Genomic DNA, 22,351 nt, shown 5'->3' with positions numbered 1-22,351 from the left:
AGCAGAACCGTGGTCCTCTCAAGACTGTTCGCCTCACGGTGGACACGGCTGTTCAGTGTGCTCTCCGTCGTCGTCACCGGCCTCCGGGCAGTGCTCGGCGGGAACCGACGCCTCGGCGCGGTACTGCTCGGGGTTGCCGTTCTCGCCTACCGCTGGTCGCCGGCCGGCATCGCACTCACGTTGCTGTATCACCGCTACGGTGACCGAATTACGAGCCGCGCACTCGACAGCGACGCGGCCTAATCCGTCGACAGCGGCGACAACGATTCCTGATTCCCCTTTGGAACAGTTGATCGCAACTCCCCATAGACGTAGAGCCCCACACCGATGGGTTCGCGCTCGCCACCGACTTCGTGAGCTGCAATCAGATACCCCCAGTCGCCGTCCCAGTCGAGGTCCTGGTCCTCGCCGCGGGCGAACGCTGCAGCGGCCTCACCGTCGATCTCGATGACGTTTTTCGTCGCGTGGCCGCCGAACCGCTGGATCGCGCTCTGGGTCGGCTTCCAGTGTTCCTGTCGCGTTCGCAACACGGTCATCCCGAGCCCTTCGACGCGGATCGGGCTCGGCGCGTCGTCGGCGAAGATCCAGATCTTGCCTTTGCCTTTTTCCCAGAAGGTGAAGTCCTCGAAGACCGCCGGTTCGATGCCGAACCGCCTGTCGAAGAAATCGAGGACTGCCTCGCGGCTCGCTCGGTCCTCAACCTCGCGGTCGGCATCGGTCGCCGGCAGGCGACCGAACTGCTGGCCGACGTTTTCAGTCTCGGCGTCGCTCATCCGCCCACCTCCAGTTTCGCACAGAAGAACCCACCCGTGTCGTTGAGATGCGGATAAATTCGGTGAGTGTCTGTCACGCTCGAATCGTAGCTGTCGCCCTCCCACTCGGTGACTCCGGAGACCGAATCGAGCGGACAGTCGAAGGCGACGACTTCGCAGTCTTCAGTGTCGAGAACGTGATCGACGACGGCCTCGTTCTCTTCGGGCGCGAACGTGCAGGTCGAATAGACGACTGTCCCGCCGGGTTTAGTCGCCTGCACGGCCCGAGAGAGGATGCCCTTTTGCACTGCGGCGACGCTGTGAACGTGCTCCAGCGTCCACTCCTCCAAAGTCGTCGGATTCTTGCGGATCGTTCCCTCACAGGAACAGGGTGCGTCGACGATAGCGCGGTCGAATTCGTCGAAGCCGAAGTCCTTCAGCGAAAAGTTCCGGCCGTCCTGTTTGGTGACGACGAGGTTGGTGACGCCGAGGCGTTCGGCGTTATGTCGCAACGAGGAGAGCCGCCCGAGGTTGTTGTCGTTGCCGACGACGGTGCCGCGGTCGTCCATCATCGCCGACAACTGGGTGGTCTTGCTGCCTGGCGCGGCGCAGCTATCCCAGACCTTCTCGCCAGGCTGTGGATCGAGCGCGAGTGCCGGGACAGCCGAGACCTCCTCCTGGCCGTGGAGCCAACCGTGAAAGTACGGCCAGTTCGTTCCCGGGCTACCATCCGAGAGGCGAAGCAGGCCGTCGTGCCAGTCGACCGGCTCGTATTCGATTCCTTCGTCGTCGAGTGCGCGGCGGACGCGTTCGGGATCGGTCTTGATCGTGTTGACGCGGACGACCGAGGGGAGCGGTCGCTCGCAGGCCGCAAAGAAGGCCTCAGTGTCGTCAACGAGCGGGGCGTACCGCTCTAGGGGGTTCATAGCCACCGTTTCGCGGCTCCCCGTTTGTCGGTTTCGCTCCGTGAGAGCCCTCGTGATCAGTCAAGAAAGCCACACCAACGATTAGGTGCGTCGCAACCCTCTCTCTACTATGGCTCGTATTGCACGTCGTCTGGACGACGTATCGCTGGACAGTCCGACGCTCGTCGAAGGCTTTCCCGGCGTCGGCTTGGTCGGGAAAATCATTGTCGATCACCTGATCGAGAATCTGGAGATGGAGCACTACGCGAACGTCCACTGCGAGGGGATTCCACCGGTGGCGACCTATCAGCCCGACAGCAACGAGTTGGTGACGCCAGTCCGGCTCTACGTCGACGCCGACCGTGGGCTGCTCGCTCTCCAGAGCGACGTGCCGATCAATCCGAAAGCCGCCAACGCGTTCGCCGACTGCGTGACCGGCTGGTTCGCCGAAGAGGACGTGCTACCGGTCTACGTCTCCGGACTGCCGCGACAGCGCGAGGACCAAGCCGAGGAGCCGGCCCTCTACGGTGTCGGCGCGGGCGACGGACCGGACCGGCTGGAAAGCGTCGGGATCGATACTCCCTCCGAAATGGGCATGGTTTCCGGGCCGACGGGCGCGCTGCTCGCCCACGCCCTCGACAACGACACGACAGCTGTGGGGTTCATCGTCGAATCTGACCCGCAGTTCCCCGATCCCGACGCGGCGAAAGCCGTGATTGAGGGTGGGATCGAACCGCTGGCCGACATGGAGATCCCAACAGCCGATCTCGTCGAGAAGGCCGAAGAGATCGAGCAGGCCCGCCAGAAGCTGCTCAGCCAGATGCAGCAGGCAACCGAGGAGAGCAGCCGCGCCGAGCCGATCCGGATGTATCAGTAGCGGCCGCACGGTGCTGAGTGGCTAAGCCGCCGAAGGGCATCCACGACAAGCGTGTGCCTCACATGAGCACCAGACGAATCCAAGGGTATTAGGCTCCGAATCGGGCGGTATGACCCCTCTACTCTGTCACATGCCGCGAAAAGCAGATCATTCTTTTAGCCAGTCACGCCGATGTAACCGCTATGTCCATCTCTGTCGATATGACAGCCGAGTGGATCCTCCTCGGAGGTCTCGTCATCGCCCTCATCCTCTCTGTGGCGACCGGTCCCGCAGCAGCCCAAGCCGTACAAGGTGCCGCAGGATCGGTCATCATCGAGGAGGGTGAGACGGTCTCCAGTGTCGAGACCGTTGCGGGGAGTATCGTGATCGAAGGCACCGTCACCGGTGATGTCTCCGGAGTAGCCGGGTCGATCCGCGTCACCGAGGGCGGCCGGGTCGGCGGCTCGATTGTCGGCGCGGCCGGTGACGTTCGCATCGATGGTACCGTCGGCGGCGACGTGAACGCCGGTGCTGGAAACGTCCGCGTGACCGACACCGCAACCATCAGCGGCGATGTCGCTGTCGGCGGCGGGTCGGTGCTGATCGACGGCCGGATCGATGGCGACGTGCAGGCCGGTGGGGAAAGCGTCACGTTGGGACCGAACGCAGCGATCGGTGGCGAGTTGCGCTACGATGCCGACGAGTTTACTCGGGATGGGGCAGCGACCGTCGCGGGCGGCGTCGTGAACGATCCGAGCCTCGGGAGCGGAGCCGGTGCGGTCACGCTCCCGAACGGGGCAGCGACGGTGTACAGCCTCCTGGCGAATCTCGTGTTGGGAGCGATCTTGCTACTCGTCTTCCCGGCGTTTTCGGCGCGGGTTGCTGGCCGGGTTGCCAACAACCCCGGTAAAACCGGCGGCGTTGGCCTGCTGACACTGTTCGGCATGCCCATCGCTCTCGTTCTGATCGCCATTACGATCGTCGGCATTCCCCTCGCAGTGCTCGGCGTGATGGCGTTCGGCCTCGGGATTTGGGTCGGCGTCGTCTACGGCCAGTACGCCGTCGGGGCGTGGGTGCTCCGACAGACCGGCCGTGACGACCGGTGGGTCGCACTCGTCGGCGGGCTCGTCGGGTTCGCCGTCCTCGGGCTGATTCCGATCCTCGGCAGCGTGCTTGAACTGGTCGCGCTGCTGTTGGGTCTGGGCGCGGTCACGTTAGGGGTCCGCGACGCGTTCCAGAGCCGGCGGCAACCCGGACCGAGCGACCGGCGGACGGCGTTCGAGAGCGGATTCACGCCAACCGAAAGCGGGCGGTCAACCGAAGGGACGGCCGACAACTCCTGAGCCCCTCGGCTATCGAGTTGCTCGCGGCGATGGACGGTGAAACCGCGGCGATCGATCTCCTTGAACAGGTACAGGACGCGACCACGGAGTACATCGCTTCCTGTACGAGCAGGCCATCGCGTCCAACGCCGAGGCGATCCGGATGTACCAGTAGCGGCCGCACGGTTCTGAACGCTTAAGCCGCCGAAGGGCATGGTCCCGTGTATGAGTGATGACGCAGCAGCGGTCGAGGAATCGGACTCCGAGACGGACGCTGCGCCCGACGACGCCGACGACGAACCAACGGACACAACGGCGGCTGAGGAAGCAACTGAATCGAGCGACGAGAGCGAAGACAGCGAGGCGAATGCAGTCGAGGATGCCACTGTGGACGAACTAGTAACCCAAATTACCGAGAGCGACGAGGACCTGACCGAGCCGGCGACCGAACTCCAATCGCGGATCGAATCGCTGGAGGAGGAGGTCGCCGAAAAGGACGACGAGATCGACGAGCTGACCGAGAAGCTCTCCCGAGCGCGGGCCGATTTCAAGAACTACAAAAAGCGAACCAAAAAGCAACAGGAGGAGATGAAAGAGCGTGCGACCGAGGACCTGGTCGAACGCCTCACCAAAGTTCGAGACAACCTCGTTCGCGCGCTCGATCAGGACGAGGGTGCCGACATTCGGCCAGGCGTCGAGACGACGCTGGAATCATTCGACCGCGTGCTCGACGAGGAGAACGTCGAGTTCATCGCCCCCGAGGCGGGCGAGGCGGTCGATCCCGAACGCCACGAGGTTATGCAGCGTGTCGCCAGCGATCAGCCGGAGGGGACCATCGCCGAGGTCTACCAGCAGGGCTACGAGATGGCGGACAAGGTGCTACAGCCGGCGCGAGTGACCGTCAGCAACGACGACTGAGTAGACAGTCGCCGTTGCCAAGGGCAACAGTGGTGATTTTGCGGTTTATTTAAATACACCGACTGGGCGGATTCGGACAGTAACCAAATCGCAAGACAGCGGTGTTGTCGTCGGTTCGTCCCAATCGGCTTGTCTAGTAACGTTTAACCGATCCAAGGCGGTAATTCAGGGCAAGATGGCCAGTGAGAAAATTCTCGGTATTGACCTTGGCACAACGAACAGCGCGTTTGCAGTGATGGAGGGTGGCGACCCGGAGATCATCGTCAACGGTGAGGGCGACCGGACGACCCCCTCGGTCGTCGCTTTCGACGATGACGGCGAGCGACTGATCGGCAAGCCGGCGAAGAATCAGGCGGTTCAGAACCCCGAAAAGACGATCNNGTCGATCAANCGNCACATGGGCGANGAGGANTACNNNGTCGACATCGAGGGTGAGGAGTACACGCCCGAGCAGATCTCGGCGATGATCCTCCAGAAGATCAAACGCGACGCCGAGGAGTATCTCGGCGACGACGTCGAGAAGGCCGTCATCACGGTGCCGGCGTACTTCAACGACAAGCAGCGGCAGGCGACGAAGGACGCCGGCGAGATCGCCGGCTTCGANGTNGAACGCATCGTCAACGAGCCGACCGCCGCGTCGATGGCGTACGGCCTCGACGACGAGACCGACCAGACCGTCCTCGTCTACGACCTCGGTGGCGGCACCTTCGACGTCTCCATTCTCGACCTCGGCGGGGGCGTCTACGAGGTCGTCGCGACGAACGGGGACAACGACCTCGGCGGCGACGACTGGGACGAGGCGATCATCGACTACCTCGCCGACGAGTTCGAGGCCGAACACGGCATCGACCTCCGCGACGANCGNCAGGCNCTCCAGCGACTCANNGAGGCCGCCGAGGAGGCGAAGATCGANCTNTCNNNGCGGAAAGAGGCCAACATCAATCTCCCGTTCATTACGGCGACCGACTCCGGCCCGGTCCACCTCGAAACGTCGATCACGCGAGCGACCTTCGAGAATATTAGCAAGGATCTGATCGAGCGAACGGTTGAGCCGACCGAGCAGGCCCTCGAAGACGCCGACAAATCGAAAGGCGACATCGACGAGGTCATTCTCGTCGGNGGCTCNACNCGNATGCCGCAGGTCNNNGAGAAGGTCGANGANNTNNNCGGNCAGTCGCCGAAGAAGAACGTCAATCCGGACGAGGCCGTCGCGCTCGGCGCGGCGATTCAGGGCGGCGTCCTTTCGGGCGACGTCGACGACATCGTCCTGCTCGACGTAACGCCGCTGTCGCTCGGTATCGAGGTGAAGGGNGGGCTGTTCGAGCGGCTCATCGACAAGAACACCACCATCCCGACGGAGGAGTCGAAGGTGTTCACCACGGCCGCGGACAACCAGACGCAGGTGCAGGTCCGCGTCTTCCAGGGCGAACGCGAGATCGCCAACGAGAACGAACTGCTCGGCGAGTTCCAGCTCACCGGCATCCCNCCGGCCCCGGCCGGNACGCCGCAGATCGANGTNNNGTTCNNCATCGACGNNGACGGCATCGTCAACGTCTCCGCCGAGGACCAAGGCTCGGGCAACGCCGAATCGATCACTATCGAGGGCGGCGCGGGCCTCTCCGACGAGGAAGTCGAGCNNATGCAGGANGANGCCGAACAGCACGCCGANGAGGANNAGNAGCGNCGCGAGNNNNTCGAGGCCCGCAACGAGGCCGAGNGCGCGGTCCANCGNGCGGNNNCNCTNCTNGAGGAGAACGAAGAGCAGGTCGACGACGACCTCGAATCCGACATCCGCGACGCCATCGAGGACGTTGAGGAAGTCCTCGAAGACGAGGACGCCGAAACCGAGGACCTGCAGGACGCCACCGAGACGCTCTCGGAAGAACTGCAGGAGATCGGCAAGCAGATGTACGAACAACAGGCCCAGCAGGCCCAGGCCGGTCCCGGCGGCGCGGGCGGTCCTGAGGGTGGCTTCGGCCCCGAAGGTGCCGGTGCGGCCGGTGCCGATGGCGAGGGCGACGAGTACGTCGACGCCGACTTCGAGGACGCCGACGACGCGGACGACGAAGAGAAAGACGAGTAAGCTGTCGCGCGCTGCTGGCTGTTTTCCTATTCTACGTCCGTTGGTGACGCTGTTTCCGTCGAATCCGTCTCAACCAATGCTTCGAGCAGCGTCACGGCCGGCGATTTCGCCAGGGGTTCGTTCCCGTTGCCGCACTGCGGCGACTGTACGCAGGCCGGACAGCCGTCGGTACAATCGCAGTCGTCGATCAGCCGAGCGGTGCGTGTCATCAACTCCTCGACAATGTCGAAGCCGGCTTCGGTGAGCCCGACGCCGCCAGGGTAGCCGTCGTAGATGAAAACGGTCGCCCGCTCCGTATGAGGGTGGTGTGGGATCGATAGCCCGCCGATGTCGCCGCGATCACAGAGCAGCATGAACGGGAACAGCGAGATCATGCCGTGTTCGGCGGCGTGGATGCCGCCGTTGAACTCCCAGTCGGAATGGGCCTCCCGTAGCTCGCGTTCGACAGCCGGCGGGACGGTGAAGTAGAGTGCTTTCGTTCGCAACGTCGTTTCCGGAAGATCAAGCGATTCCTCGCCGATGACCTCGCCGGTTCGGCGGTCCTTGCGCTGGAAGCCGGTGATCCGCTCGGTGACGGTAACATCAGCGAAATGGACGGTCGCGTCGGTGTCGGCGGCTGTGTCGCCAGTCGCGTACGGCAGTGATTTCTCGGTCAGATCCTCGTTGACGACGACCGATTTCTCCGAGAGCACCTGTGTGTAGTAGTCGGCCCAGGAAGGCTGGAGTTCGGCGACATCGCGGTCGAGATCGAGGTCGCGTACTTCGTAGGTCTGACCCTGCTGGTGGTAGATCGCGCCGCGGTGGGCGTCTCGGAGCGCGTCGTCGAAGCCGAGCCTGGCGATGACGCTGTTGTCGCGGGCGTCCATGAGACGAATCTCGCGGTCGCCGATAGTCCGGAGGTTCATTTCGTGTTGGGGACTGCCGTCGCCATCGTGCAGCCAACGGATGCCGTCCTTCGTCTCGCGGCGATCCAGTCGTCCCTCGTCGACTAATTCGCTGACAATGTCTGGAAATGCATCGCCGAAGTGGGCCTCGTCGTCGGTCGACAGCCAGTTTTCCGCGGCCGCGCAGGCGACGTGATCCGCCAGCAGTTCGCGGTTGTCGGGATCGACGATTGCCTGCTCGGGATCGGCCTCGAAAAATTCGTCGGGGTGTTTCATCAGATACTGGTCGAGTTGATCCTCGCCGCCGACGAAGGTGACCAGCGCAGGGTCGGTCCCACGTCCGGCGCGGCCGGCCTGCTGTGAAGCCGACATCCGGGTGCCGGGGTAGCCATCGAGAATCACTGCATCAAGGCCGCCGATATCGACGCCGAGTTCGAGGGCGTTCGTGCTCCAGATGCCGCGCAGGTCGCCGGACTGGAGGTCGCGTTCGATCTCTCGGCGCGTCTCGTTGTTGAGCGCGGCCTGATACGCCCTGATTTTGCCGGCGAGGTCGCGTTCGCCGCGGTTGCGGAGTTCGTCCGCGCTCTCGGTGGCGTACTGCTCGGCAGCTTGGCGGGCGCGGGTAAAGGCAAGCGTCTGATAGCCCCGTGAGACGAGGTCGACGAACAGCGATTTCGACTCGGTGTGACTCGACCGCCGTCGACCACTCCCGTGGCCGCGCTGTGGGTCGTCGTACTCGGGTGGGTTCCACAGCAGCCAGTGCCGCGGCCCGCGCGCGCTGGTGTCGTCGTCGACGAGCGAGAACGTCGATTCGTCGCGGCCGGTGATCCGGGCAGCGTGTTCGACCGGGTTGCCGATAGTCGCCGAACAGCAGACGAACTGCGGGTCGCTGTCGTACCGCTCGCAGATGCGGTTGAGTCGCCGGAGCACGAGGGCTACCTGCGTGCCGAAGACGCCGCGGTAACCGTGAACCTCGTCGATGACAATGGTTTCCAGCGAGGAGAAGAACCACTCCCAGAGCCGGTTGGCGTACGGCAGCAGCGCGAAATGAAGCATATCCGGATTCGATAGCAGGACCGTGGGGCGGCGGTCACGGACATCTCGCTTTTCGCTGTCGGAGAGTCGGCCAGTGTACTGTTCGACCGAGACGCGGCTGCCAAAGCCGAGGTCGTGGGCGAGTTCGGAGAGCGTGTCGTCCTGGTCGGCAATGAGGGCGTTCTGCGGGCCGAGGTAGAGGGTGCGACCGCCGTGGTCCATCGCGCGCTCGAAGGCCGGCACGGTGTAGGCGAGGCTCTTGCCGCTGGCGGTTTCGGTGGCGATGACGACGTTGTCGCCGTCGCGGACGGCGTTGATCGCGTCGACCTGATGGGCGTAGAGTTGGTCGATTCCGCGGTCGGCGAGAGCGGATTCGAGGCGGGATTCGAGGTCGATATCGGCAAACGCGGCGTCGCGGGCCGGTAGGGTACGGTGGGCGACGATCTGGCCGTCGTAGTTGGGTCGCGTGCGCAGCCAGTCGACGAACTCGTTCACACGCGTCCTCAGATCGTCGGGAGCCTAACGGTTATGATCGACTGTGTCATGTTGGCGTCTCCCAAATTTTTATAACAAATTGTGTGTGACTCAGCCGCATACTCATGTCAACTGAGTATACGGTGTGCGGTCGGGTCTCGTACCCCGACGGCATCGCAGCCCTCGGTGTAACGGTCCTCGCTGTCGACAGCGATCTCGGAACCGACGACCCTCTCGGCGCGATGGAAGTACGCCCTGACGGCTCCTTCGAGATTCACGCCACGAGCGACGACGTTGGCGGCGCAATCGAAGGCGACCCCGAAATCGTCCTGTACTGCTTCCGCGAGGGCGAGCGGATTCACGAGCAGTCAGTCACCGCTGATCCCGAGACGACGGTCGAACTAACCGTCAGTCGGCAAGACCAGCTCTCGATGGAGAGCATGATGAACGCGATGTGCAACATGCATCATGGCCTCTCGGAACAGCGCGGGATGACGAACGTCTCACGAGCCCCGTTCAATCCCGGCCACGGCCGGTTCGGGCGGCTGTTCCCGTATCTCGAACCCGCCGACCACGACGAGGAGTTGCTGGAAGACCTCGGCCGCCCGGGTGGTCCACTCGATGAGAGCACCCATGACCAGTCGGTCGGCGAGGCGTCGGTCCCCGCCGGGATCGCATTCTTCGGCCAGTTCATCGATCACGACATCACGCTCGATCCGCTGTCGAGTCTCGCCCGCCGGAACGATCCCGACGCGCTACGGAACTTCCGGACGCCAGGGTTGGATCTCGATTCGGTTTATGGGACCGGGCCGGAGACATCCCCGTTCCTGTATGAATCGCCGATGCAGGGTGGTAGCGAGTACCGGCTACTCGTCGCCGGCGACGGCCGGCCCGACGTGCCACGGAACCGGGAAGGGACGGCCCTGACCGGCGACCACCGCAACGACGAGAACCACATCCTCTCGCAGTTCCAGTACGCGATGTTAGAGTTCCACAATTCCATCGTTGACTGGCTCGGCGAGGGCTGTTCGGAGCCCTTCGAGCGCGCCAACCAACTCGCTCGGTGGCACTACCAGTGGATCGTCCTCGAAGAGTTCCTGCCGACGATCTGCGACGAGGATATCGTCGACGACGTGCGCCAACAGCGGGCGTACTACACCCCCGGCCAGGGCGAGGAGCCGTACATCCCGGTGGAGTTCTCGGTCGCCGCCTACCGCTACGGTCACAGCCAAATCCGCGAGCGGTACCGCGTCAACAGCGAGACGAAAGCCGACCTCTTCGGCCACGGCGACGACGCCTTCGGGATGGGCTTTCAAGCACCGTCGGCCGACGAAGCCGTCGACTGGCGATACCTGTTCGATCTGAAAGACCCGGATATCGTCCCGCAGTCGGCCCGCGCCATCGACCCGCTGATGTCGCCGGATCTGCTCGATCTGCCGTTCATCGAAAGCGAGAGTTGGCGGTCCTCGCTGGCCTCCCGCAACCTCGTCCGCGGGAAGCGACTCGGCCTGCCGAGCGGCCAGGCCGTCGCCCGCGCGATGGGGATCGAACCGCTGTCGAACGAGGAAATCGGCTTCGACCAGGCCCTGGCCGAGTTGGACGATCACGACCCGCCGGCAGATATCGAAGCCCCGCTGTGGCACTACATCCTCGCCGAAGCGCGGGAGGCCAGCGGCGGCGACCACCTCGGCGCAGTCGGCAGCCGGATCGTCGCCGAGACGCTGGTCGGCCTCATCGAATCCGACCCGAGTTCGTTCCTCACGGTCCAGCCCGAATGGACGCCGACGTTGCCGGCACCGAACTCCGGCGACGACGAGTTCGCCATCGCCGACCTGCTCGAATTCGCAGTTGACGGCGTGAACTGAGCGGCGCGGTATCCCGGCTCAGACGGAGTGGATCGCCTCGCCCCGTGCCGCCTCGGCGGCCTCGACGAGGGTGTCCGGGAACGTCGGATGGGCGTGCATCGTAGTGGCGATATCGTCGAGGGAAGCGCCCATTTCCAGCGCCAGGGTCGCCTCGGCAATCGTATCCGACGCGCGTGCGCCGACAATCCGGACGCCCAGCAGTTGCTCGTCGCTATCGGCGATCACCTTGAGATAGCCCGACGTTTTGTCGGTCGTCAGCGCGCGGCCCGAGGTCGCCATCGAGACGCGGCCGACCAGCACGTCGTCGTACTCTTCGGTCGCCTCGGTCTCCGAAAGGCCGACAGTGGCGACCTCCGGGTCGGTGTACATCACTGTCGGCATGTACTCGGTGTCGAATTCGGCGTCCTCGCCGGCGGCCGCCGCGGCGGCGGCCTTCCCCTCGTGAGCGGCGATGTGGGCGAGATACGGCGGCCCTGCGGCGTCGCCGATTGCGAGGATGTTGTCGTCAGCCGTCCGAAGCTGATCGTCGACCGCGATGAAGCCGTCGTCGCTCAGCGCGACGTCGGTCGTATCGAGATCCAGCCGCTCGTACGCCGAGTTCGGCTCCCGGCCGGCAGCGACGACGATGTAGTCACCCGACAGCCGGATTTCTTCACCATCCTGCTCGGCGACGAGGACGGGCCGCCCGTCGTCGTACTCGACGCCTTGGGCAAATGTCGACGTGTAGATGTCGTCGCTGTACATCTCGCTGGTCTCTTGGATCGAGTCGACGATCTCTGGCTCGAACTCAGAAAGCACGCGGTCGAGGGCTTCGACGATTTTGACGCGAGAGCCGAACTTCGAGAATTTCGTCACTGCTTCCATGCCGATATACCCACCGCCAACGACGACGATCTCGTCAGGCACTTTGTCAACCTGGAGGATCTCGCGGGAGGAGATGACGCCCTCCTGGTCGTATTCGAGGCCGGGGATCTCGATGGGCTGGGAGCCGGTGGCGATGATCGCCGTGTCGAAGTCGACAGTGAGGGTGTCGGCGTCGTCGCTATCAATGTGCAATGTCGTCGAATCGGCAAAGCGGGCGGTGCCCTCGATCAACTCGACGCCGTGGTGGTCGAGGCTATCGAGGACCTGCTGGTCGAGTGTGTCGATCACGCTGTCCTTCCAGTCTTGGATGGCGTCGAAATCGACATCGACGGGGCCGGTCTCGATGCCGAGGGCGTTCCAGTGGTCGATATCTTTCTGGAAGCTGGCGGCGTGGATCAACGCCTTCGCGGGGATACAGCCGTGATTGAGACAGACGCCGCCGACGGTCTCGCGTTCGACGAGGACGACATCGAGACCCTTCTGCGCGCCGCGGATGGCTGCGGTGTAGCCGCCGGGACCAGCACCGATCACAGCGAGGTCGGTCTGTGTTGGCATAGCTCACACTATCGAGCCGTATCGGGATAGTAGTTTGTCACGAGCGACAGCTCGATGTGTCGTGGCACCCGTCGTTTTGACGGCGCGAACTGACCGAGAGCGGCGTCTGTGCGCGGCCGCGACCGCATCCAACAACACTTATCCGCGGCTGACGGTTTCCCAAATTCATGAGCGATATCGCTGTCGTCCTCCCGGACGGCTCCGAACTGGGCGTGCCCGAGGGCGCGACCGTCGAGGACGTGGCCTACGAGATCGGCCCTGGCCTCGGCGACGACACCGTCGCCGGCAAGATCGAAGGCGAACTGGTCGACAAAGCGACCCCCGTTTCCGACGGCGACCGCATCGAGATCGTCACCGACCAGAGCGACGAATACCTCGATGTCCTGCGGCACTCCGCCGCCCACGTCTTCGCCCAAGCCCTGCTGCGACTGTACGACGACGCCAAACTCACCATCGGTCCGTGGACCGAGGAGGGCTTCTACTACGATATCACGGGCGTCGATCTCGACGAGGACGACCTCCGGGAGATCGAAGACGAGATGGACGAGATCGTCGAAGCCGACTACGACATCGAACGTGTCGTCTACGACCGCGACGAGGCGGTCGCCAAGTACGAGGGCGACAACGAGTACAAACTCGATATTCTGGAAGCCGAAGCCGGCGACGACGAGCAAATCTCGTTCTACGAACAGGCCGAATTCGAGGACCTCTGTAAGGGCCCACACGTCGAATCAACCGGCGAGATCGGCGCGTTCAGACTCCTCAACATTTCCTCGTCGTACTGGCGCGGCGACGAGGACAACGACACTCTCACCCGCGTTCACGGCACCGCTTTCGAGAGCGAGTCCGATCTCGAGGAGTTCCTCACCATGCGCGAGGAGGCCAAAGAGCGCGATCACCGCAAACTCGGCCAGGAACTCGACCTCTTTTCGATTCCGACGGTCACCGGCCCCGGCCTGCCGCTGTATCACCCGAACGGCAAAACCATCCTCAAAGAGCTTGAGGAGTACGGCGAGTCGATGAACGAGGAGTACGGCTACGACTACGTCGAGACGCCGCATCTCTTCCGCACCGAACTCTGGAAGCAGTCGGGGCACTACGACAACTACGTCGATGACATGTTCCTGCTCGACGTGAACGACGAGGAGTACGGCCTCAAACCGATGAACTGCCCCGGCCACGCGACCATTTTCGAGCAGAACTCCTGGAGCTACCGCGATCTGCCCGTCCGCTACGCCGAGAACGGCAAGGTCTACCGCAAGGAGCAGCGCGGCGAACTCTCCGGCCTCTCCCGTGTCTGGGCGTTCACCATCGACGACGGCCACCTCTTCGTCCGACCTGACCAGATCGAACGCGAGGTCGACGACATCATGGAGATGATCTACGAGGTGCTCGACACCTTCGATCTCGACTACGAGGTCCAACTCGCCACCCGGCCCGACAAGTCCGTCGGCAGCGACGAAATCTGGGAAAAGGCCGAATCCCAACTCGAATCCGTCCTCGAAAACTCCAAGATGGAGTACGACCTCGAAGCCGGCGACGGAGCCTTCTACGGCCCGAAGATCGACTTCGCCTTCACCGACGCGCTGGGCCGCAAATGGGATGGGCCGACAGTCCAACTCGACTTCAACATGCCCGAGCGGTTCGACCTCACCTACACCGGCGAGGACAACGAGGACCATAGGCCGGTGATGATCCACCGCGCGCTCTACGGCAGTTTCGAGCGGTTCTTCATGGTGCTCATCGAGCACTACGACGGGAAGTTCCCGTTGTGGCTCGCGCCCGAACAGGTCCGTATCCTGCCGATCAGCGACGACGAACTCGGCTACGCTCATCGCCTGAAAAACGATCTCGAAGACGCGGACTTCCGCGTCGATATCGAAGACCGCTCGTGGACGCTCGGCCGAAAAATCCGCGAGGCACAGGACGACCGCGTCCCCTACATGCTCATCGTCGGCAGCGACGAAGCCGAAGCCGGGACCGTCTCGGTTCGGGACCGCCAGGAGCGCGAACAGCAGGACGTGGAACTCGATTCATTCATCGATCACCTCGAAACCGAGCGAACTGAGAAACGCGAAGAGCCGGACTTCCTCGACTGAGCGAGTCGCGGTTCAGCCGATCCGCTCGCGCCGCCGTGTTTATTCGCCTGCCGGCCCTGTCTTCGAGTATGCGCGCCGTCAGATTCCACAGCCACGGAGGTACCGACGTTCTGCAGGTAGACGAGATAGAGCAGCCAGAACCCGCCAGCGACGAGGTACTGATCGAGGTCCACGGCGCGGCGGTCAACCCGGTGGACACCTACTTTCGGGAGGGGTCCTACGAGCCGTTCACGCTGCCGATGATCCCCGGCATCGACGCCGCTGGTGAAGTCGTTGCCGTCGGCGACGACGTAGCCGGGTTCAAGAAGGGCGACGCAGTTATCGCCACCGGCATCGGCAAGGACCACTACGGCGGCTACGCCGAGTACGCCGCGATTCCCGAGGATCGACTCGTCAACCTCCCCGAGGGCGTTGACACCGTCGACGCTGGCGCGGCGGGCGTCGCCGCTGTCACGGCGTGGCGCGCGCTGATCGATCACGCCGACCTCCAGCTCGGCGACCGTTGTCTGATCCACGGCGGGTCGGGCGGCGTCGGCCACGCAGCCGTCCAACTGGCGGCCGCCGCTGGCGCACAGGTCATCACGACCGCCAGACCGCAGTTCCACGACGAGCTCACCGATCTCGGCGCGGATGTCGTCTTCGACTACCGCCGCGACGACCTCGCCGACGCAGTCCTGGACGCCAGTGACGGCGGCGTCGATGTGATTCTCGATCACCGCATGCATGAGTATCTCCAGTTCGACGCCGACGTGGCCGCCACCGGCTGCCGGATCGTCGGCATCGGCGAAAAGGAGCAGTCGGTCGGCTTCAGCCAGTCCTCGGCCGCTCGCGGGAAGGACCTGCAACTGACGCTGATGAGCATGTTCAACACGCCCGATCTGCGGGAACCGCTGTCGAAGGTGGCCTCGCTGCTGGCGAGCGGCGACCTCGACATTCGAATCGCGACGAGCTACGACCTCGACGGTGCGATCGAGGCCCAGCGGGCCGTCCTCGAAGAGAGTTTTCTCGGAAAGTTGGTCATCACGCCGTAATCGGGACACGTTTCGCGTCGCCGGCTGCTGGCATCGATTTATATTCCTCGCTGCCGACATAGCGAGTATGACAGTCGAATTCGATTTCACGGATCGTGTCGCCGTCGTCACCGGTGCCTGTGGCGCGCTCGGCAGCGCGGTCGCCGAAAGCTTCGCCGACGCAGGCGCAACCGTCGCCGCCTGCGATATCGTTGATATCGAGGACGACGACGCGCTCCTCGATCCACGGGAAAACATCGACTTCTATCAGGCCGACTTCACCGACGAGGACGCGGTACGCGAGACGATGGAGGCCATCGCCGACGACCACAGCGGAATCGATTTCTTGCTCAATATCGCCGGCACGTGGCGCGGCGGCGATCCCATCGAGGAGACCGACGAAAGCCAGTTCGACATGCTGTTCGCCGTGAATCTCAAGACGATGTTCCTCGCCTCGAAACACGCCCTGCCGCACTTGCAGGACAGCGAGGGTTCCATCGTCAGCGTCTCGGCGCGATCCGGCTTGGAGGGCGGCGAGGGTGACGGAATTTACCGCTCGACGAAGGCCAGCGTGCGGATTCTGACGGAGACGATTGCTGAAGAAAACCTCGGAACCGTCCGGGCGAACTGCGTCATGCCGAGCGTGCTGGATACGCCGATGAACCGCGAGATGATGACGCCGAAAGACGAATGGGTCGATCCCGCAGACGTGGCCGAAGTGATGCAGTTCCTCTGTTCGGATGCGGCCTCGGTCACCAGCGGCGCGGCGGTGCCGGTCTACGGTGAAGCCTGAACAGGGCGCGAATTCGACGACTGTCGAGAGCGGGGTTTCGCATTGTCGGAATCCTTTTGATGCCGCTGGCCAACCCTTCGAGCAATGAATTCGGGTGGTCCGCAGTGACGATGGACGACCGCATCGAGGAGTTGCGCGAGAAGCGCGCGGAGGCCCAACAGGGCGGCGGCGAGGAGCGCATCGCCAAACAACACGACAAGGGCAAAAAGACCGCCCGCGAGCGGATCGAGTACTTCCTCGACGACGACACCTTCCACGAGTTCGACCAGTTCCGCACCCACCGGAACCACACCTTCGGGATGGAGGAACAACAGCTCCTGACCGACGGCGTCGTGACGGGGTACGGCGAGGTCAACGGCCGGACGGTCTTCGTTTTCGCTCACGATTTTACTGTCTTCGGTGGCTCGCTGGGCGAGGTGTTTGCGGAAAAAATCTGTAAGGTGATGGACAAGGCGATGGAGGTCGGCGCGCCGGTCGTCGGACTCAACGACTCCGCCGGCGCGCGGATTCAGGAGGGCGTCGGCTCCCTCGGCGGGTTCGGCGAGATCTTCCAGCGCAACGTTGACGCCAGCGGCGTCATCCCCCAGATCTCAGGCATCTTCGGCCCGTGTGCCGGCGGCGCGGTCTACTCGCCGGCGATCACCGACTTCGTCTTCATGGTGAAAGATACCAGCCACATGTTCATCACCGGCCCCGACGTGGTCAAAACCGTCACCGGCGAGGAGGTCAGCTTCGAAGAACTCGGTGGCGCGGTCACCCACGCCTCCACGTCGGGCGCGGCCCACTTCGCCGAGGACAGCGAGGAAGAAGCCCTCGACAATATCGCCCGCCTGCTTTCCTACCTGCCGCAGAACAATGTCGAAGATCCGCCGCGCGTCGATCCGTGGGACGACCCCGAGCGCGACACCACCGCCGCGGGCGAAATCGTTCCCGACGCACCGAAGAAACCCTACGATGCGACCGCAGTCGTCGATGAAGTCGTTGACGAGGGCTCCTTCTTCGAAGTGCATGAGAGCTTTGCGAAGAACCTCGTCGTCGGCTTCGCCCGTCTCGATGGCCGGTCGGTCGGCATCGTCGCCAACCAACCCCGCGTCAACGCCGGCACCCTCGATATCGAATCCAGCGAGAAGGGCGCGCGCTTCGTCCGATTCTGCGATGCGTTCAATATCCCGATCGTCACCTTCGAAGACGTGCCTGGCTTCATGCCCGGNANNGANCANGAGCACGGCGGNATCATCNNNCACGGCGCGAANCTGCTGTANGCNTNCNCCGAGGCGACCGTCCCGCTNNTGACNGTCATCACGCGGAAGGCNTACGGCGGNGCCTACNNCGTNATGGCNTCGAANCANNTNGNNGNCGACGTNAACTACGCGTGGCCGACCGCCGAGATCGCCGTNATGGGNCCGAANGGCGCNGTCAACNTNCTCTANNNNGAGGANCTCGNCGNCGCCGACGANNNNGAGGCNCGNCGNCAGNANCTCATCGACGAGTACCGCGANGNGTTCGCNAACCCNTACACGGCNGCNGANCGCGGCTTCNTCGACGANGTGNTCGAACCGGCCGAAACTCGCCAGCGGCTGATCGACGACCTCGAAATGTTGCTGTCGAAACGCGAGGACAAGCCCTCGAAGAAACACGGGAACATCCCGATCTGACCGGCGATGACTGACGAATCCAACGACGCCACAGATGACGCCACCGGCGATGGCAACGCCAGCGACGACACCGGAGCCGTCGCCATCGACGCCGACGCTATCGACGGCTTGGCTGACGCGAGCAACGAGGAAGCCGCTGCGATCGCCGCCGCGATCGGTGCCCATCTCGGAAGCCAAGCGGCAGCCGCCGCAGCTGCAGCGGCCGCAGCCGACGCCGGTGGCGAGGCGGCGAGCCAGCGGTCGTGGCGGTTCGCCGGCCGGCTGTCGGGGCTCGGCGTCAGAGCGAACCGACCGCCGGCATCGACGCCGGCGGACGCGTGGACGGCGTCGGATCGGTCGGATCGATTCTGACGGTCAGCGCGGCCGCGTGTCCGGGTACCTATCAGGTTTGATACTGTAAACCCGAATTATATTACCTTGCCTCTCTAGGACTCATCAATGACAGCTAATCAGCCCGATATCGATGCGGAGGGGGAGTTCGAGTTCGGGGAGTCGACGAACGGTTCAGGTTCGGCACCGGTCGGTGGTGGCAGCGGCGACACGCTGGCGGAGGTCTACACGGCATCCGAACAGATCGCTGATGGGATCGATGACATCGCCGAACGAGCGCACAAGCAGTCCAACAACATGCGGGAGGTCTCCGCGGAAGTCTCCGATCTGAGTGCAGCCGTCCAAGAGATCGCCTCATCCTCCGAAGAGGTCGCTTCGGCCGCCGAAGAGGCCGACGACCGCGCCCAAGAGGGCGAGGAAGCGACCCGCGAGGTCGTCGAGGCGATGAACGAGATTCAGGAAGCCACCGAGGAGGCCGTCGACGAGATCCGGACGATCCGAGAGGGCGTCGAGGAGATTACCGCACTCGCCGACGTGATCGACGAGATCGCCGACCAGACGAACCTGCTCGCGCTGAATGCCTCGATCGAGGCCGCCCGCGTCGGCGAGGAGGGCGAAGGGTTCGCGGTCGTTGCCGACGAGATCAAGTCCCTCGCCCAAGAGTCCCGCGAGCAGGCCGAGGACATCGACAGCACCGTCCAGCGGATCACCGAGGACGCCGCCGGCGCGGTCGACACGCTGGAATCCAGCGTCGAAGAGGTCGAAACCGGCATGAACCGGGCCAACAAGGCGAAATCGAGTCTCAACGAGATCACCGACGCCGTCGGCGAGGTTTCTGCGGGTGTTGACGAGGTCGCCGCCGCGACCGACCAGCAGGCCCAAAGCGCGAGTACTGTTGCCTCGATGATCGACGAAACCGCCGAGAACGCCGACGCTATCGACAGCGCGACCGAGGAAATCAGCGACCTCGTCGACGAGCAGATCAGCCAACTCGACCGGATGCGGTAGGCGGCTCGGAGCTGTCGTCTCTTTTCGCTGACAGTCCGCTCGTGATCGACCGATAGAATCACGTAACCGTTCGGTCAAATGGGGGCCAAGAATGTTCAGGAAGGTTCTGGTTGCCAACCGCGGTGAGATCGCNGTCCGNGTGATGCGCGCCTGCGAGGANNTNGGNNTCNGNACCGTNGCNGTCTACAGCGAGGCNGACAAACACGGCGGGCACGTCCGCTACGCCGACGAGGCGTACAACGTCGGCCCCGCCCGCGCCGCCGACTCCTATCTCGANCANGANGCCGTCNTCGANGCCGCNNNGAANGCCGNCGCNGACGCGATCCATCCGGGCTACGGGTTTCTCGCCGAAAACGCCGAATTCGCCCAAAACGTCGTCGACAGCGGCTTCGTCTGGATCGGCCCCGAACCCCAAGCGATGGCGTCGCTCGGTGAGAAAACCAACGCCCGCGCGCTCATGCAGGAAGCCGACGTGCCGGTCGTCCCGGGCACGACCGAACCCGTCTCCTCGGTCGAAGAGATCACCGAAGTCGCCGACGAGTTCGGCTACCCCGTCGCCATCAAAGCCGAAGGTGGCGGCGGCGGCCGCGGGCTGAAAGTCGTCCACAGCGAGGACGAAGTCGAAGAGCAGTTCGAAACCGCCCAACGCGAGGGCGAGGCCTATTTCGACAACAGCTCCGTCTACGTCGAGAAATATCTGGAAGCCCCCCACCACATTGAGGTACAGATCCTCGCCGACGAACACGGCAACGTCCGGCATCTCGGCGAACGGGACTGCTCACTGCAACGTCGCCACCAGAAGGTCATCGAGGAAGCCCCCTCATCAATTCTCGACGAAAAGCTACGGGAAGAGATCGGCGCGGCCGCCAAACGCGGCGTCGACGCGGCGGGCTACACCAACGCCGGGACCGTCGAGTTCCTCGTCGAGGACGGCGAGTTCTACTTCATGGAGGTCAACACCCGGATTCAGGTNGAACACACCGTCACCGAGGAGNTNACNGNCATCGACATCGTNAANTGGCANCTCCGGGTTGCCGCCGGCGAGGAGATCGACTTCGCACAGGACGATATCGAGTTCGACGGCCACGCCATGGAGTTCCGAATCAACGCCGAGAACGCCGCCGCGGAGTTCGAGCCCGCGACCGGGACGCTCAATACGTACGATCCGGCGGGCGGGATCGGCGTCCGCATCGACGACGCCGTCCGGCAGGGCGACGAGATCGGCGGCGACTACGACTCGATGATCGCCAAACTGATCGTTGCGGCCGGCGACCGCGAGGAGTGTCTCACCCGCTCGGAGCGCGCACTCGCGGAGTTCGATATTGAGGGCATCCAGACGATCATCCCGTTCCACCGCCTCATGCTGACTGACGAGGCCTTTTCGAATAGTGAGCACACAACCAAATACCTCGACGAGGAACTCGATCACGACCGGATCGAAGAGGCCGTCTCTCAATGGGGCGCGAGCGACACCGGCGACGCCGATGAGAGTGATGAGGACGACGAGGAGACGACCGAACGCGAGTTCACCGTCGAGGTCAACGGCAAACGCTTCGACGTGAACCTCGAAGAACACGGCGCGCCGGCGATCGACGTGGGAGCCATCGATGCCGACAGCGGCGGCGGGATGGATCGACCGCCGCAAGCCGAAAGCGAGGGCGACGACGGCGGCGGCAGCGTCGAGGGTGGCGACACCGTCACCGCCGAGATGCAGGGGACGATCCTCTCAGTCGATATCGAGGAGGGCGACGAGATCGCCGCCGGCGACGTGGTCTGCGTGCTGGAGGCGATGAAGATGGAAAACGACGTTGTCACCGAACGCGGCGGCACCGTCACCGATATCCGGATCGCCGAAGGCGACAGCGTCGATATGGGCGACGTGTTGGTCGTGCTGGAATAGACCCGTTGTTGCGGCAGGCAGCGCGGCCGAGTGGCTTACTCGTCGTCGGAAATCGGCTCGACGCGGAATACGTAGTCGTCATAGACGGCGTCGAGATTGACCGGACTCTCTTCTGCAGTGTGGGACTGACACAGCTCGACTCGTGCTTCAACCGCTCCGTGGCCGCCTTCCTCCTGATAGCGTTCGAGGACGACGAACGCCGCTGGCTCGCTGCAGTTGCGGCGGTAACACGTCGCCGGTCCGTCGGCCGCGTGGTCGGGTTCGTCCTCATCGCCGCGCCTGCGGGCCTCTTTCAGGTCGCGTTCGCGCTGGCGTTTGGCTTCGTCGTGGGCCTGCTTGTCGCGTCCCTGTTTCGTGTCGGCCATACGTTCCTGAGGGTCGTGAGCGGGATAACGCTGTGGCCGACAACAGCCGCACCGCAGCTTACCGTGTGTTCCGTTCGACGAGAAGCAATACCGCCAGCCCGAGGATAATGAGCGTGTAGGCACCGGCAGCCATCAGGGCCGCAGTCTCGTCGGCGTACTCGCCGGTCCGGAAAATAATCGCTTTCCGGACCATCGCAATCACGCCGGTGTAGATGACCAACCGGACGATCCGTCGGGTTTCGCTCTCCCGCGTGTAGGCGACAACGGTCTGGTAGACCTCGACGATGATGAACAACAGCAGCGCGGTATCGATGAAGCCGACGACGACGAGCGGATCAGTGATGGTGCCGGAGACCGCAGTCCCGAAGATCTGCAATCCGAGATCGAAGACGCCGATGCCGAAGAGGACGACCAACACGAGCGCGGCTATCACCTCGATGTAGCGGATCAACTCCTCGCTGTAGCCCAACACCCGCTCATCGATGGAGGTCGCCGGCGGGAGCGAGCCGCCGACAGGGTCGGTCTCCTCGTCGTCCATACGAATCAAACGGACTCAAGCCTCATTAATGGCCGTCAGGTGCCACTAATCAGACGATGCCGACGGATACTCAGCAACGTTGCCGACGAGAACGTCACGAACGAGTGCGATTCCCGCTGCCGACAGGGCCGGCAACGGTT

Annotated in this window: 17 protein-coding genes and 2 pseudogenes; 13 read left to right on the top strand and 6 right to left on the bottom strand. The window is 63.8% G+C overall.

Annotated elements, in window-relative coordinates; genetic code table 11:
* Window positions 1-9 precede the first annotated feature (9 nt).
* A complete protein-coding gene (locus EGH24_RS04105) occupies window positions 10-243 on the top strand; it encodes a hypothetical protein (protein ID WP_142978905.1) in 234 nt (77 codons plus the stop codon).
* On the opposite strand, the gene EGH24_RS04100 is transcribed toward EGH24_RS04105, so the two are convergent.
* Both EGH24_RS04100 and EGH24_RS04095 read right to left on the bottom strand, forming a co-directional pair.
* Window positions 240-773: a DUF7122 family protein gene (locus EGH24_RS04100; RefSeq protein ID WP_142978904.1), complete on the bottom strand. Its 534-nt coding sequence runs from the start codon at window positions 771-773 to the stop codon at window positions 240-242. The genes EGH24_RS04105 and EGH24_RS04100 overlap by 4 nt on opposite strands.
* Window positions 770-1,678 carry an RsmB/NOP family class I SAM-dependent RNA methyltransferase gene (locus tag EGH24_RS04095; RefSeq protein ID WP_142978903.1) on the bottom strand — a complete coding sequence of 303 codons (909 nt, stop codon included), beginning with the start codon at window positions 1,676-1,678 and terminating at the stop codon, window positions 770-772. Before EGH24_RS04095 ends, EGH24_RS04100 begins: the two co-directional genes overlap by 4 nt.
* Window positions 1,679-1,787: 109 nt before the next feature.
* Here EGH24_RS04095 and EGH24_RS04090 point away from each other — a divergent pair, with 109 nt between their 5' ends.
* The 4 genes and pseudogenes from EGH24_RS04090 (at window position 1,788) to dnaK (ending at window position 6,836) form a co-directional block, all read left to right on the top strand.
* A complete protein-coding gene (locus EGH24_RS04090; RefSeq protein WP_142978902.1) occupies window positions 1,788-2,534 on the top strand; it encodes a proteasome assembly chaperone family protein in 747 nt (248 codons plus the stop codon).
* A 182-nt stretch (window positions 2,535-2,716) separates the two neighbouring features.
* A complete protein-coding gene (locus tag EGH24_RS04085; RefSeq protein ID WP_142978901.1) occupies window positions 2,717-3,856 on the top strand; it encodes a bactofilin family protein in 1,140 nt (379 codons plus the stop codon).
* A gap of 204 nt (window positions 3,857-4,060) precedes the next feature.
* Entirely contained in the window at window positions 4,061-4,753 is a 693-nt protein-coding gene (locus EGH24_RS04080; RefSeq protein WP_142978900.1) for a nucleotide exchange factor GrpE, read from the top strand.
* Between the two features lie 175 nt (window positions 4,754-4,928).
* Window positions 4,929-6,836 (top strand): annotated as a pseudogene (dnaK, locus tag EGH24_RS04075) (molecular chaperone DnaK).
* 26 nt (window positions 6,837-6,862) lie between these two features.
* On the opposite strand, the gene EGH24_RS04070 reads toward dnaK, so the two are convergent.
* Window positions 6,863-9,250, bottom strand: a complete 2,388-nt coding sequence (locus EGH24_RS04070; RefSeq protein ID WP_142978899.1) for a DEAD/DEAH box helicase — start codon at window positions 9,248-9,250, stop codon at window positions 6,863-6,865.
* Window positions 9,251-9,354: 104 nt separating this feature from the next.
* Between EGH24_RS04070 and EGH24_RS04065 the strand changes: the two genes are divergently transcribed.
* Window positions 9,355-11,094: a peroxidase family protein gene (locus tag EGH24_RS04065; protein WP_142978898.1), complete on the top strand. Its 1,740-nt coding sequence runs from the start codon at window positions 9,355-9,357 to the stop codon at window positions 11,092-11,094.
* Window positions 11,095-11,112: 18 nt separating this feature from the next.
* On the opposite strand, the gene lpdA is transcribed toward EGH24_RS04065, so the two are convergent.
* Window positions 11,113-12,513 (bottom strand): dihydrolipoyl dehydrogenase, encoded by a 1,401-nt coding sequence (lpdA, locus tag EGH24_RS04060; protein WP_142978897.1) that lies wholly within the window; start codon window positions 12,511-12,513, stop codon window positions 11,113-11,115.
* Between the two features lie 167 nt (window positions 12,514-12,680).
* Here lpdA and thrS point away from each other — a divergent pair, with 167 nt between their 5' ends.
* The 7 genes and pseudogenes from thrS to EGH24_RS04025 all read left to right on the top strand — a co-directional run bounded on the left by thrS (window position 12,681) and on the right by EGH24_RS04025 (window position 21,308).
* Window positions 12,681-14,612, top strand: a complete 1,932-nt coding sequence (thrS, locus tag EGH24_RS04055) for a threonine--tRNA ligase (RefSeq protein ID WP_142978896.1) — start codon at window positions 12,681-12,683, stop codon at window positions 14,610-14,612.
* A gap of 68 nt (window positions 14,613-14,680) precedes the next feature.
* Window positions 14,681-15,643, top strand: a complete 963-nt coding sequence (locus EGH24_RS04050; RefSeq protein WP_142978895.1) for an NADPH:quinone reductase — start codon at window positions 14,681-14,683, stop codon at window positions 15,641-15,643.
* 67 nt (window positions 15,644-15,710) lie between these two features.
* A complete protein-coding gene (locus tag EGH24_RS04045) occupies window positions 15,711-16,415 on the top strand; it encodes an SDR family oxidoreductase (RefSeq protein ID WP_142978894.1) in 705 nt (234 codons plus the stop codon).
* A 110-nt stretch (window positions 16,416-16,525) separates the two neighbouring features.
* A pseudogene (locus tag EGH24_RS04040) lies at window positions 16,526-18,070 on the top strand (acyl-CoA carboxylase subunit beta).
* Window positions 18,071-18,076: 6 nt separating this feature from the next.
* Window positions 18,077-18,421 (top strand): hypothetical protein, encoded by a 345-nt coding sequence (locus EGH24_RS04035; protein ID WP_246057886.1) that lies wholly within the window; start codon window positions 18,077-18,079, stop codon window positions 18,419-18,421.
* A gap of 87 nt (window positions 18,422-18,508) precedes the next feature.
* Entirely contained in the window at window positions 18,509-19,408 is a 900-nt protein-coding gene (locus tag EGH24_RS04030) for a methyl-accepting chemotaxis protein (RefSeq protein ID WP_142978893.1), read from the top strand.
* A 91-nt stretch (window positions 19,409-19,499) separates the two neighbouring features.
* On the top strand, window positions 19,500-21,308 hold the full coding sequence (locus tag EGH24_RS04025; RefSeq protein ID WP_142978892.1) for an acetyl-CoA carboxylase biotin carboxylase subunit: 1,809 nt from the start codon (window positions 19,500-19,502) through the stop codon (window positions 21,306-21,308).
* Window positions 21,309-21,343: 35 nt separating this feature from the next.
* Here the strand turns inward: EGH24_RS04025 and EGH24_RS04020 are convergent, their stop codons facing one another.
* Both EGH24_RS04020 and EGH24_RS04015 read right to left on the bottom strand, forming a co-directional pair.
* A complete protein-coding gene (locus tag EGH24_RS04020; protein ID WP_142978891.1) occupies window positions 21,344-21,673 on the bottom strand; it encodes a hypothetical protein in 330 nt (109 codons plus the stop codon).
* Between the two features lie 58 nt (window positions 21,674-21,731).
* Complete coding sequence (locus EGH24_RS04015) at window positions 21,732-22,211, bottom strand: phosphate-starvation-inducible PsiE family protein (RefSeq protein WP_142978890.1); 480 nt, start codon at window positions 22,209-22,211, stop codon at window positions 21,732-21,734.
* Window positions 22,212-22,351: the final 140 nt, after the last annotated feature.

The organism is Halonotius terrestris (assembly GCF_006861665.1).
In the GTDB taxonomy this organism is placed as follows: Archaea; Halobacteriota; Halobacteria; order Halobacteriales; family Haloferacaceae; genus Halonotius; species Halonotius terrestris.
This window is presented reverse-complemented; position numbering and strand designations above follow the sequence as displayed.

Bases quoted from the DNA above. Each gene is read 5' to 3' on its own strand.
- EGH24_RS04050 (WP_142978895.1), top strand. From the start codon at position 14,681: ATGCGCGCCGTCAGATTCCACAGCCACGGAGGTACCGACGTTCTGCAG.
- EGH24_RS04035 (WP_246057886.1), top strand. From the start codon at position 18,077: ATGACTGACGAATCCAACGACGCCACAGATGACGCCACCGGCGATGGC.
- EGH24_RS04065 (WP_142978898.1), top strand. From the start codon at position 9,355: ATGTCAACTGAGTATACGGTGTGCGGTCGGGTCTCGTACCCCGACGGC.
- thrS (WP_142978896.1), top strand. From the start codon at position 12,681: ATGAGCGATATCGCTGTCGTCCTCCCGGACGGCTCCGAACTGGGCGTG.
- EGH24_RS04085 (WP_142978901.1), top strand. From the start codon at position 2,717: ATGTCCATCTCTGTCGATATGACAGCCGAGTGGATCCTCCTCGGAGGT.
- EGH24_RS04095 (WP_142978903.1), bottom strand. From the start codon at position 1,678: ATGAACCCCCTAGAGCGGTACGCCCCGCTCGTTGACGACACTGAGGCC.
- EGH24_RS04100 (WP_142978904.1), bottom strand. From the start codon at position 773: ATGAGCGACGCCGAGACTGAAAACGTCGGCCAGCAGTTCGGTCGCCTG.
- EGH24_RS04020 (WP_142978891.1), bottom strand. From the start codon at position 21,673: ATGGCCGACACGAAACAGGGACGCGACAAGCAGGCCCACGACGAAGCC.
- EGH24_RS04090 (WP_142978902.1), top strand. From the start codon at position 1,788: ATGGCTCGTATTGCACGTCGTCTGGACGACGTATCGCTGGACAGTCCG.
- lpdA (WP_142978897.1), bottom strand. From the start codon at position 12,513: ATGCCAACACAGACCGACCTCGCTGTGATCGGTGCTGGTCCCGGCGGC.
- EGH24_RS04045 (WP_142978894.1), top strand. From the start codon at position 15,711: ATGACAGTCGAATTCGATTTCACGGATCGTGTCGCCGTCGTCACCGGT.
- EGH24_RS04015 (WP_142978890.1), bottom strand. From the start codon at position 22,211: ATGGACGACGAGGAGACCGACCCTGTCGGCGGCTCGCTCCCGCCGGCG.
- EGH24_RS04080 (WP_142978900.1), top strand. From the start codon at position 4,061: ATGAGTGATGACGCAGCAGCGGTCGAGGAATCGGACTCCGAGACGGAC.
- EGH24_RS04030 (WP_142978893.1), top strand. From the start codon at position 18,509: ATGACAGCTAATCAGCCCGATATCGATGCGGAGGGGGAGTTCGAGTTC.